9 protein-coding genes are annotated in these 12686 nt (G+C 54.1%); 2 read left to right on the plus strand and 7 right to left on the minus strand.

The genetic code is table 11. The features are described from left to right. Nucleotides 1-84: 84 nt before the first annotated feature. From slrP to bioB, 6 genes are all read right to left on the minus strand, one after another. The gene (slrP, locus tag F4V72_RS14595) at nt 85-2358 is read right to left on the minus strand and encodes an SPI-1 type III secretion system effector E3 ubiquitin transferase SlrP (protein ID WP_080070652.1); all 2274 of its coding nucleotides are present in this window, start codon (nt 2356-2358) and stop codon (nt 85-87) included. 528 nt (nt 2359-2886) lie between these two features. Continuing rightward, nucleotides 2887-4908: an excinuclease ABC subunit UvrB gene (gene uvrB, locus F4V72_RS14605; RefSeq protein ID WP_114048682.1), complete on the minus strand. Its 2022-nt coding sequence runs from the start codon at nt 4906-4908 to the stop codon at nt 2887-2889. A 649-nt stretch (nt 4909-5557) separates the two neighbouring features. Continuing rightward, on the minus strand, nt 5558-6244 hold the full coding sequence (gene bioD / locus F4V72_RS14615; RefSeq protein ID WP_023248176.1) for a dethiobiotin synthase: 687 nt from the start codon (nt 6242-6244) through the stop codon (nt 5558-5560). Beyond that, entirely contained in the window at nt 6237-6992 is a 756-nt protein-coding gene (bioC, locus tag F4V72_RS14620; protein WP_023248177.1) for a malonyl-ACP O-methyltransferase BioC, read from the minus strand. The genes bioD and bioC overlap by 8 nt, the downstream gene beginning before the upstream one ends. Further along, a complete protein-coding gene (gene bioF, locus F4V72_RS14625; RefSeq protein ID WP_136058399.1) occupies nt 6976-8133 on the minus strand; it encodes an 8-amino-7-oxononanoate synthase in 1158 nt (385 codons plus the stop codon). Before bioF ends, bioC begins: the two co-directional genes overlap by 17 nt. Further along, nucleotides 8130-9170 (minus strand): biotin synthase BioB, encoded by a 1041-nt coding sequence (gene bioB / locus F4V72_RS14630; protein WP_000090726.1) that lies wholly within the window; start codon nt 9168-9170, stop codon nt 8130-8132. Before bioB ends, bioF begins: the two co-directional genes overlap by 4 nt. A gap of 86 nt (nt 9171-9256) precedes the next feature. Here bioB and bioA point away from each other — a divergent pair, with 86 nt between their 5' ends. After that, nucleotides 9257-10546 (plus strand): adenosylmethionine--8-amino-7-oxononanoate transaminase, encoded by a 1290-nt coding sequence (gene bioA, locus F4V72_RS14635; RefSeq protein WP_150342469.1) that lies wholly within the window; start codon nt 9257-9259, stop codon nt 10544-10546. 57 nt (nt 10547-10603) lie between these two features. Next, nucleotides 10604-11080: a kinase inhibitor gene (locus F4V72_RS14640; protein WP_000767415.1), complete on the plus strand. Its 477-nt coding sequence runs from the start codon at nt 10604-10606 to the stop codon at nt 11078-11080. Between the two features lie 84 nt (nt 11081-11164). Here F4V72_RS14640 and hutH read toward each other — a convergent pair whose 3' ends face one another. Next, nucleotides 11165-12685, minus strand: a complete 1521-nt coding sequence (hutH, locus tag F4V72_RS14645) for a histidine ammonia-lyase (protein WP_070801867.1) — start codon at nt 12683-12685, stop codon at nt 11165-11167. Between the last annotated feature and the right edge of the window lies 1 nt (nt 12686).

Here is a 12686-nt window from a genome sequence, read left to right on the forward strand (position 1 = left end):
ACCGGATGACGCTGCGCTTATCAGAAGCCTGTTTACACCGAATGGTAAACAGGCTCTCTCCCCCTTCTGATAAACTGCGCTCAGCTATCGCCAGTAGGCGCTCATGAGCGAGCTCACCCCTTTTTTCATCAATACATTCTCCATGTTCTCAGTAAAGAGGGTCTGATTAATCTCTTCCATTATCCGCATCCCAGTCATGCGCTCTGCGTCAGGATCACCTGCTATTCCTAACGCTTCCAGTTCAGCGTTGACTCGGATCTGATACTCATCCGTTTCAATACACTCAGCCCTTTTATCCATCATTTCACGCCACTCTTCTGGCGCTATACGCTCCAGCACTTTATGCCACGGCCCCCATAACGCAAACCATTTGTGAAAATCGCTATTTTCAGCAATTTTTATCCTTATTTCCGCCTCGTCCAGGTCAGACTCAGTGATACCCGAAACGTTATAGAACCGCATATCCCGAGTCATTGTTGTCAGCGACAGCGACTCTCGTAACTGATTCTGAAAACCCAGAAATACTTCAATTTCGTCAATAAAAAACAGCCGTTTTACCTTTTCTCTCGCGAGCGATTCTATTTGCTCCAGCCGAAAGATTTCACGCCCCGCCATAATCAGTTCCGCTAATTGGCTATCAAAGGCGCCTCTTTCAGCATCATGAACCAACGTCGCTTCCTGCATTTGGTGGTATGTCAGTGTGACCCGATCTTCACAGCTTATCGTTGCATCCATCGCTATAATAAATGCGGTTTCTCTTAGTGCGCTATCATCAGCCAGGCGCATTAGCCAGGCGGAGACTTGTTCCTTAAAATCCGGGTGTCTGGTATTCTGCGTATCACCAAGATAGTCCAGGAATCTGCTGAAAGCTGCAGCGTTTGCCTCTGCCTCAAACGCCCGCCATTTGTTGACATCTTCCTCCTCGAGACAGGTTAGCCAACCCTGGACAGCTTCATGCAGTGGTCGTGTTACCCGAACAATTGAAAAGTCGCCCATGGCGAAGAATACCTGGGGTCCCTGATAATCTACAGAGGACATCAGCCGCTGCATATTCTGTATTGTTCGTTCTGAAAAAGGATTATATTCTACGATTATTCTTGTAGGTTGAGGTCCTTCACCACGAAAATGGGGTAACGACTCCGGGAGACGGACCAGGTGATTGCGAGAGGCCTGCATGACTTGTAATGCCACCGGGAGGTTTTCCGGTAGGTTAATCAATTCGTTACGGGAAACGTCCAGATTTATTATCGTGGGAGGTAGTGTTTCAGGCAGAACAGTAATCTGATTTTTACTTACATCCAGAACCTGTAATTCTGTTGGTAACGATGCGGGCAGACTGGTTAAGTCATTTTCGCCGGCCTCCAGAGTCTTCAAGCCCGGCGGCAGTGTTTCGGGCAGAGCGGTTAACGAATTACTCTGCACATTCAAATGGGTAATCCCTGACGGAAAATGTTCTGGCAGTGTCCCTATGCTGTTAGCATAAACGCTCAGGTACAGAAGTTCCTCAGGTAGATTTTCAGGTAGGCAACTAATTTTATTATGAAAAAGATCCAGCGATTGAAGCGCTGAAGGCAAACGTCCCGGTAATTCAGTAATAAAGTTAATGCTCAGATCCATTTTCTGTATGGTATCCGGTAACGTGGCAGGGATACTGGTTAGCTGATTACTTCTGGCATACAGGGTCTTTATATTTCCCTGTAAATTTTCCGGCAAACTTTTCAGTTGATTGTTATCGAGTATCAGAGTAGTTATCTGCTCAGGAATACAGGCGGGTATAGTGGTAAGTCCTAATATTTTCAGACGGAGTTCCGTCTTATTATTTTTCAGGCAGTCACGCATCCGTTGTACGGCTTCTTCACGACCTTGAGCCTCTTTCGGTGGCGCCTCTTTTGCCCACTCAGACCAGATTAAATCATAATTCACAGCACCTTTGGGGCTGAAGCCTGGAGCGCCACTCGCCTGCTCGCTTTCTGTCTCACGGGTATAGGTTACCGTCTCTCCCCCGCACTCAACGGTATAACTATCTGTATTAAAAATTATAGACAGGATCTCCTGACTATTTTCATTCAAAATACAGTATTGGTCTGTCCCCCCTCTACTACATTGAATATTATCCGCATACGCTGGGAAAGCTAACGTCCTCAAACATTCAAACTTACTTTTGATCTCTTCTGGCGAGGCGGTTTCAGGTGGATGACAAAGATAAGCGATGCAGCTTTGTACTTCAATCTGATATTCTGAAGCGAAAAAAATACTAATTTTACTCCATATCTCATCTTCCGGAAGTACCTCTTTTAATTCCTCGTTACTAATACTTTGATTCCTTACAGCAGATTGCGTATTGGTGATATTAAACATATTTTCCCTCCCTGATCTGGAAGTAACCCAAAGTAGCGGATACAGATATTCTCAACTTTAAATAAAAGGCCATATTAGTTATTATTTTGGGCTAGTCACCCAGTATTCTTAGCACCTTACTTATAAACGCCAGGACTTCCATCACCCCATTTTTACGTAGGATGATGTAATCTGTTGCCATAACACTCTTCCAACGAACTCACATAAGATTAAAATGACGACCATAAGAATAGCTATACCGATAATACGAAGCAGTTTTTCTCATAGCTGGGGAGACAGGTACTTTTAGCGTTGAGCTCGACCTCAACGCTAATTTTCTTCAGTAGTGACTGAACCACCTAAGTTACTGTTTTTTTTGATCTTTTAGGCAATCTCGTTGGTCAACGCCTGTAACTGTTTTCCGTTCCTGACTAACTCAGCCCTTGCTGTTGGACTAAAACTATCAAAAGCAGGCAATTATACAGGTGATGTATGTACCCCTTACCTGATGCTACTCACAATGCGAAAGCGCCGACGATCGACGCGTTGTCAGGATGCCGCGATAAACAACTCGCGTAGCTGATGCAACTGGTCGCGAATTTGCGCGGCTTCTTCAAACTCCAGATTTTGCGCGTGCTTCATCATTTGCCCTTCCAGCTCATGAATTTTCTGCTGCAACGCTTTCGGCGTCATATCCAGTTCGACAATCCCGGCTTTTGCCGTAGAACGGCCCTTGCCTTTCCCCTTCGCTTTGGTTTTCGCAATGTTCTGCCCCAACGCCAGGATGTCGACCACTTTTTTGTTCAGCCCCTGCGGAGTGATACCGTGTTCTTCGTTGTACTTCTGCTGCTTCTCGCGACGACGCTCGGTTTCACCAATCGCCTTCGCCATCGACGGCGTGATTTTATCGCCATACAGAATCGCTTTACCGTTAACGTTACGCGCCGCGCGACCTATGGTCTGAATCAGGGAACGTTCGGAGCGCAGGAAGCCCTCTTTATCGGCGTCCAGAATCGCCACCAGCGAGACTTCCGGCATATCCAGCCCTTCGCGCAGCAGGTTAATCCCCACCAGAACGTCAAACTCGCCCAGACGCAAATCACGGATGATTTCCATGCGCTCCACGGTATCAATATCCGAGTGCAGGTAACGCACGCGCTCGCCGTGCTCTTCCAGATATTCGGTCAAATCTTCCGCCATCCGTTTGGTGAGCGTAGTGACAAGGACGCGTTCATTAATGACCGCACGTTGACGGATTTCGGAAAGCAGATCGTCCACCTGGGTTGCCACCGGACGCACTTCAATGATCGGGTCCAACAGCCCGGTCGGTCGCACGACCTGATCCACCACCTCATCACCAGATTTCTCCAGCTCATAGTTGCCAGGCGTGGCGGAAACATAGATGGTTTGCGGCGCCAAGGCTTCAAACTCTTCAAACTTCAGCGGACGGTTATCCAACGCCGAAGGCAGACGGAAGCCATACTCGACCAGCGTCTCTTTGCGCGCCCGGTCGCCGCGATACATGCCGCCTATCTGCGGGATCGTGACGTGGGACTCATCCACTACCAGCAGTCCATCGGCGGGCAGATAATCGAACAAGGTTGGCGGCGGTTCGCCCGGCCCACGACCCGACAGGAAGCGGGAATAGTTTTCAATGCCTGAGCAGTAGCCCAGCTCGTTCATCATCTCTAAATCGAACTGCGTGCGCTGGCTTAATCGCTGCTCTTCAAGCAGCTTATTATTCGCCAACAGGACCTTACGCCTGTCCGCCAGCTCATCTTTTATCTCTTCCATCGCCTGCAGAATACGCTCGCGCGGCGTCACGTAGTGCGTTTTGGGATAGATGGTATAACGTGGCACCGTTGACTCTACCTGCCCGGTTAACGGGTCAAACAGCGACAGACGTTCCACTTCTTCATCAAACAGCTCAACGCGTAGCGCAATGTCGTCAGATTCAGCCGGGAAGATGTCGATCACTTCGCCGCGCACGCGAAAGGTACCGCGCTGAAAAGCTTGATCGTTACGGGTGTATTGCAATTCCGCCAGCCGACGCAAAATTGCACGCTGGTCAATCAGCATTCCGACCGTCAGATGCAGCATCATTTTCAGATAGAGATCCGGATCGCCCAGCCCGTAAATAGCGGACACGGAAGCCACCACCACGACATCGCGTCGCTCAAGCAGAGCTTTCGTTGCCGACAACCGCATTTGCTCAATATGTTCGTTTACCGAAGCGTCTTTTTCGATAAACGTATCCGAACTTGGCACATACGCTTCCGGCTGATAGTAGTCATAGTAGGAGACGAAATACTCCACCGCGTTTTCCGGGAAAAACTCTTTCATTTCGCCGTAGAGCTGCGCCGCCAGGGTTTTATTGGGCGCAAGCACCATCGTTGGCCGCTGCAAGTCAGCAATGACGTTGGCAATGGTGAATGTCTTCCCGGAGCCGGTTACGCCCAATAGCGTCTGATGCGCCAGCCCGTCCTCCAGTCCCTCTTCCAGGCGACGTATAGCGTCCGGCTGATCGCCAGAAGGTTTAAAAGCGGAATTCAGTTTGAACGGTTTACTCATGGGCGGCTACCTGAAGGTGTGAGCGGGCAGGTGTATAATTTTACTCCTGGCGGTGAATATTGCCAATAAAAAATACTGGATGAAAAAACAGTAACACTTTAATGTATAGTGGCTATCGGCAAATAACCCACGCCGTCGCGAGGCAAAATGTAGACAGTCGCGGAATAAAATTCCAGCAGCATGCGGTTATCCCCAGACCAGAGTCTTTTTTAACATTTGTCAAGACGTATGATGAAAGTTTTATGTCAATGCCTCCCCCTTCCTTTACAACCATTGATTTTATATAACTCGCTGTCTAAAAAGGGATATTTTCTCAAGCCGTCTTTCGCGCCAATTTAGTCGCAGGCCGCGTCGCCTCTCGCTTACGTTGTGTTTTCTAACTCTAATACACAAGGTTATCCACAGGAATAGTGGATAACTGCTTCCAGCCCGTATCCCCTGCCGCCTGGCAAAATCAGCGCCGGACGTTTTCGCCGGGCGATAAAAAAAAATTATCGCTATTTTTGGCTGATTATTGGCTAACGTAGCGGGAAAAACTGATGCGTACACGCTCACATTTTGCACATTTTTATCAGGATGAAGCCAGGAGGGTCTGGCGAAAGAACAGCAGGATCGTCTGATCCTGCAAGAAGGCGGTTTTTAAGCGAGGTTATGCCCGCTCCAGGGGGCTAAGTTCAAGATACTGTCCTGTTGCAGCCTGAGAGGGGGAAACGCCCAGCCACGGAATTTCCCCTAATAGCGGGGCCGGTATGACGCGGCGAAGCGTAGCGAGATATTCACCATGACGCGCGCCCGGCGGCTGTACGTCGTTGGCTATCCATCCGGCAAGCGGCAACCCGGCCTGTTTTACCGCCAGCGCCGTCAGCATGGCGTGATTAATACAGCCCAGCTTGACGCCAACGACCAGAATCACCGGCAACCGCTCCGCCTGTACCCAGTCGGCAAACGTCAGTGTGGCAGAGAGCGGCGTAAACCAGCCGCCTGCCCCTTCTGTCAACACCCAATCTGCCTGCGCCTCCAGCGTTCGCAATCCACGTGATAACACCACCGCCTCTATCGTCCGGCCTTCGTCGGCGCTAACGATGTGGGGAGAGGTAGGCTCGGCAAAAGTATAAGGATTGATAGCAGAATAAGGTTGCGGCAGGCTGCTGTTACGCTGCAAGGCCAACGCATCGCTATTGCGTAGCCCGTCGGTTGTCATTTCGCTGCCGGAAGCGACGGGCTTATAGCCTACGGTTTGATAACCTAACTGCGTTGCGGCCTGCAATAAGGCGCAACTGGCGACCGTTTTACCGACTTCGGTATCAGTACCGGTGACGAAATAGCGTTTAGTCACGTTCAATCACTCCCATAAAAAGATGGTACGTCAGCGGATATTTCCCCTGCCGCTGCGGCCATGCCAACTGAATTTTTCTAAGCCGGGCGCGGGTTAACACATCAGACTCCCGCCCTTCATGAAGATGAGTGGCGCCAATTCCTTTGAGCGAGCGCATCGCGCTCAGGGCATCCTCAAACCACAATGTCATCGCCTGAGTATGACGATACGCCCGCCAGCCGCGCAGCGCGTGGTCAATTGCCTCTTCCGGCAAAAAGCTATTCGCGTGAGCGCGATTATCGACGGCCTGCCATGCCTGACGCAGTTCCGGCAACGATCCCTGGCACAACGTGGTAAATGCCACCACGCCGCCGGGCCGTACGACCCGGTACAACTCGCTCAACGCGTCGCGTAAATCACCGCACCACTGGACCGCCAGGTTGCTCCAGGCCAGGTCAAAAATGCCGGCGTCATGGGGAATCGCTTCGATATCCGCCAGCAAATAGTGATGCGCCGCCTTACGATCGCGCGCCTGTTGCAGCATCGGCAGCGAAAGATCCAGGGCAGTCACTTCGCTCCCCCGTTCACGCCAGTAACGGCTCATACGTCCGGGGCCACAGCCTGCGTCCAATACACTGGCAAAGTGGCGGCCTGCCAACAGCGTCAGCAGCGCATCCGCGCTGTGTTGCTGCAAAGAGGCGTGCTGTTCATATTGCGATGCGGCCCGGCCAAACGCCGCCGCAATAGCCTGCTTATTCACCTGCGCCATGCAGCACCTCCAGAAGACGATCAATATCGCACGCTTCATGCGCCTGCGTTAACGTTAAGCGCAGGCGCGCCGTACCGACAGGCACCGTCGGCGGGCGAATCGCCGTCGCCCAGCATCCTTGTCGACGCAGCGCCTCCGCCAGGCGCAGCGCGCGGCTGTTATCGCCCACCATTAACGGCTGGATGGCACTATGGGCATTCAGTAGCGTAAATCGGGACGCGTTAACGCCCGCCCGAAAGCGCTGAACCAGAGCGGCGAGTTTTTCGCGCCGTTCACAACCTTCATCGCTACGGATCACGGCCAGCGAGGCGCTTAACGCCTGCGCCTGCGCGGGGGGCATACTGGTGCTGTAAACCAGATGACGGGCGAATTGCAGCAGATAATCCGCGACGCTTTCCGAACAGAGCACCGCGGCGCCGCTGACGCCAAATCCTTTACCGAAAGTCACCACCAGCAACTCAGGCTTCACCCCCTGTTGCCAGCAGGTGCCCCGCCCCTCATCGCCAGTCACGCCGATGCCGTGCGCATCATCAACCAACAGCCAGGCATGATGCTTGTGGGCAATGTGCTGGATTTCCGCCAGCGGCGCGCTATCGCCGTCCATACTGTACATACCTTCCGTCACGACCAGTTTCTGACCCAGGCAGGGCGATTGCAGTAAACGCGACAGATGCCGCGTATCATTATGGATAAAGCGACGAAGCTGCGCCGGACTCTGATTAGCGGCCTCCAGCAACGAAGCATGACTCAACCTGTCGGCCACAATCCGGTCGTTTTTTTTCATTAACGCGGTAATAACCGCCTGATTCGCCGCAAAGCCAGAGATAAACAGCAACGCGCGCGGATATCCTAACCATTGCGCCAGTTCCTCCTCTAACGCCTGGTGCGCCACGGAATAACCGCTGATATGCCCCGACCCGCCGCTGCCGACGCCAAAACGCGTCGCCGCCTGTTGCCAGGCGCGAATGATCTGCGGATGCTGACTTAAGCCGAGGTAATCATTGCTGGAGAAGTTAAGATACTGTCGCCCGTTCGCTACCAGCCAGCGTCCGGTGCCCTGCGACACCACATAGCGGCGGCGCAACGTATCCGTCGCCCGACGCGCCGTCAGCGCATCGTCGACGCGTTGTTGCCAACTCATAATGCTGCCGCGTTGTAATAATCATCAGTGTCCGGCGTCATCAGCGTCTGCTCCAGACGTTGCTGCTGCTCGTTATCGCCCGCCAGCACCCTGGTCTGCTGCGGATTCAGTCCCAGCTTGCGGAATAACTGCAGATCCTTGTCCTCTGCCGGATTTGGCGTAGTTAACAATTTGCAGCCATAGAAAATCGAGTTCGCCCCGGCCATAAAACACATCGCTTGAGTCTGCTCGTTCATCTGTTCACGCCCTGCGGAAAGACGCACGTATGAGGTCGGCATCATGATGCGCGCCACGGCGATAGTACGAATAAAATCAAACGCATCCACGTCATCGTTATCCGCAAGCGGCGTGCCTTTCACCTTCACGAGCATGTTGATTGGCACACTTTCCGGCGGCGTCGGCAGATTCGCGAGCTGCAACAACAGTCCGGCGCGATCGTTGACCGTTTCGCCCAGACCGACAATGCCGCCGGAGCACACTTTAATCCCTGCTTCACGGACTTTTTCCAGCGTGTCGAGGCGCTCCTGATAGGTACGGGTGGTGATGATATTGCCGTAAAACTCCGGCGAGGTATCGAGGTTGTGGTTGTAGTAATCCAGCCCGGCGTTAGCCAGACGCTGCGCCTGGCTCTCGTTCAACATGCCGAGCGTCATACATGTTTCCAGCCCCATCGCTTTGACGCCCTGTACAATCTGCTCCAGATAAGGCATATCGCGTTCATGCGGATTCTTCCAGGCCGCCCCCATACAGAAGCGGGTCGAACCAGCGTTTTTCGCTTTGCGGGCGGAGTCCAGTACCTGCTCGACCTCCATTAAACGCTCGGCTTCCAGTCCGGTTTTATAGCGCGAGCTCTGCGGGCAGTATTTACAATCCTCCGGGCAGGCGCCGGTTTTGATCGACAGCAACGTGCTGACCTGTACCTGCTGCGGATCGAAATGCTGGCGATGAATTTGCTGCGCTTCAAACAGCAATTCCAGCAGTGGTTTTTCAAATAATTCGGTTACTTGCGACAGTGTCCAGCGTGGGTGGCGAGCCATCGGGCTTCTCCAAAATATGTTGTTTGTTTTTGATATGGTGTAGACTCGTAAACCTAAATCTTTTTAATTTGGTTTACAAGTCGATTATGACAACGGACGATCTTGCCTTCGATAAACGCCATATTTGGCATCCTTACACTTCCATGACCTCGCCGCTGCCGGTATATCTCGTTGAGCGGGCCGAAGGCTGCGAACTGATCCTCGCCTCGGGCGAACGCCTGATTGAGGGGATGTCCTCCTGGTGGGCGGCCATTCATGGTTACAACCACCCGCAATTGAACGCGGCGATGAAATCGCAAATTGACGCCATGTCGCATGTGATGTTCGGCGGCATAACCCACAAGCCTGCGGTGAATCTGTGCCGTAAACTGGTCGCGATAACGCCTGAGCCGCTGGAGTGTGTCTTTTTGGCCGACTCCGGTTCGGTGTCGGTGGAGGTGGCCATGAAGATGGCGCTGCAATACTGGCGGGCGCGGGGCGAATCGCGTCAGCGTTTCCTGACGTTCCGCAACGGTTATCATGGCGACACGTTCGGCGCGATGTCAGTGTGCGATCCGGATAACTCCATGCACAGCTTGTGGAAAGGCTATCTGCCAGAAAATCTGTTCGCGCCGGCGCCGCAAAGCCGGATGGATGGCGAATGGGATGAAAGCGACATTGCGCCATTTGCCCGCCTGATGGCCGCGCATCGCCATGAAATAGCTGCCGTGATTCTGGAACCCATCGTCCAGGGCGCGGGCGGGATGCGCATATATCATCCACAATGGCTCAGGCGTATCCGTAACATGTGCGATCGCGAAGGCATTCTGCTGATTGCCGATGAAATAGCCACCGGGTTTGGCCGTACCGGCAAACTGTTTGCCTGCGAGCACGCCGGGATCTCGCCGGATATTCTGTGTCTCGGCAAAGCGTTAACCGGCGGCACCATGACCCTCTCGGCAACGCTCACCACACGCCAGGTTGCAGAGACTATTAGCAACGGCGAGGCGGGGTGTTTTATGCATGGCCCGACGTTTATGGGGAATCCGCTGGCCTGCGCCGCCGCCTGCGCCAGCCTGACGCTGCTGGAAAGCGGCGAATGGCGCCAACAGGTGGCGTCCATCGAGTCTCAGTTACGCGCTGAGTTAGCCCCCGCACAACGTTCGCCCTGGGTGGCGGATGTGCGGGTGTTGGGCGCGATTGGGGTGGTTGAAACCACACATCCGGTCAATATGGCGGCGCTTCAGCGCTTCTTCGTCGGGCAAGGCGTCTGGATCAGGCCGTTCGGCAAACTAATCTATCTGATGCCGCCCTACATTATTCGTCCAGAGCAGTTGCGCCGTCTGACCCAGGCGGTTAATGACGCGGTACACAATGAAACATTTTTTAGCCATTAATCAGCGGTAAGCGGCGCGGCTTCTGGCTACACTTCTGGTGAGTCAAAAGGAGAGCGCATGAAACTTATCAGCAACGATCTGCGCGATGGGGATAAACTTCCTCATCGTCACGTTTTTAACGGTATGGGCTATGATGGCGATAATATTTCGCCACATCTGGCCTGGGACGAAGTACCGATGGGCACCAAAAGTTTTGTCGTGACCTGTTACGATCCTGACGCGCCAACCGGCTCCGGCTGGTGGCACTGGGTGGTGGTTAACCTCCCGGCGGATACACGCGTACTGACCCAGGGGTTCGGCTCAGGTCTGGTGGCCGTACCAGACGGCGTCATTCAGACGCGTACCGATTTCGGTAAAGCGGGTTACGGCGGCGCGGCGCCGCCTAAAGGGGAAACGCATCGCTATATCTTTACGGTTCACGCGCTGGACGTCGAACGTCTTGACGTTGATGAAGACGCCAGCGGCGCAATGGTTGGCTTTAACGTGCATTTCCATTCGCTCGCCAGCGCCTCGATAACGGCGATGTTCAGTTAAACGCTGTGCCGGATGGCGGCGTAAACGTCTTACCCTGCCAACGGGTTGGGTAGGTCGAGTAACCGCCTCGCCATGCGGCAGCATTCACATAAAGTCCGGCACCAGACGCTGTAACGCGCCTTGCGCCAGCAGCGTCGTCGCACACTCAATATCGGGCGCGAAAAAACGATCCTGCGTATAGTGCGCCACCTGTTCGCGCAGTATCTGCCGCGCCTGTTCCAGTAACGGGCTGGAGGTTAACCCTTCCCGTAAATCTATCCCCTGACAGGCAGCCAGCCACTCCACGGCAATGACGCCGCGGGTATTCGCCGCCATTTCCCAGAGTCGCCGCCCTGCCGACGGGGCCATTGAGACATGATCTTCCTGATTCGCCGAGGTCGGCAGGCTATCCACGCTGTGCGGGTGCGCCAGCGCTTTATTCTCGCTGGCGAGCGCCGCGGCGGTGACCTGGGCAATCATAAAACCGGAATTAACGCCGCCATTTTTCACCAGAAACGGCGGTAGCTGCGACATATGTTTATCCATCATCAGCGCGATGCGCCGCTCCGACAGCGCGCCGATTTCCGCTATCGCCAGCGCCAGATTATCCGCCGCCATAGCGACCGGTTCAGCATGGAAATTACCGCCGGAGATCACCTCCCCCGCATCGGCAAAGACCAGAGGATTATCGGACACCGCGTTGGCCTCAGCTAATAGCACCTCTTTCGTCTGGCGTAACTGGGTCAGACAAGCGCCCATCACCTGCGGCTGGCAACGAAGGGAATACGGGTCCTGAACTTTATTGCAATGGTGATGTGATTCAGCAATGGCGCTGGTATCGGTCAACAGATGCCGGAACAACCGCGCGGCGTCAATTTGCCCCTGCTGTCCGCGCGCGGCATGAATACGCGCATCAAAAGGACGGCGCGATCCCAGTACGGCTTCGGTGGTCAGCGCGCCGCAGACGACGGCGGAGGCAAATAACTCCTGCGCCTCAAATAAGCCGCGCAGCGCGAAGGCCGTTGACGCCTGGGTGCCGTTAAGCAACGCCAGCCCCTCTTTGGCCGCCAGCGCGACAGGCTCCAGTCCGGCCTTTTTTAGCGCCATCTGCGCCGGAAGCCATTCGCCCTGCCAGCGCGCTTTTCCTTCGCCAAGCAGCGTCAGCGACAGATGCGCCAGCGGCGCTAAGTCGCCCGACGCGCCGACCGACCCTTTTGCCGGAATCAGCGGATACACTCCGGCATTCACCAGAGCGATGAGCGCTTCTATCACGCTCAACCGAATCCCGGAAAACCCGCGTGCCAGACTATTGATTTTCAATACCATGATCAGACGTACCATCGCGTCATCCAGTGGGTCGCCTACGCCCGCTGCGTGAGACAACACCAGCGATCGCTGTAGATTTTGCAAGTCTTCATCGGCGATGCGCGTCTGCGCCAGCAGGCCGAAACCGGTGTTGATGCCGTAGGCGGTACGCCCTTCGGCAACGATACCATTGACGCACGCGACGCTGGCATTAATGCCGTCAATGGCGCTGGCGTCCAGGCGAAGCTGTACCGGATGACGCCAGACGTCGTACAGTTGAGAGAGGCTTAACTGCCCCGGAGTGAGTGTCATGGTATTCATA

The sequence above is a fragment of the Salmonella enterica subsp. diarizonae genome (assembly GCF_008692785.1).
GTDB lineage: Bacteria > Pseudomonadota > Gammaproteobacteria > Enterobacterales > Enterobacteriaceae > Salmonella > Salmonella diarizonae.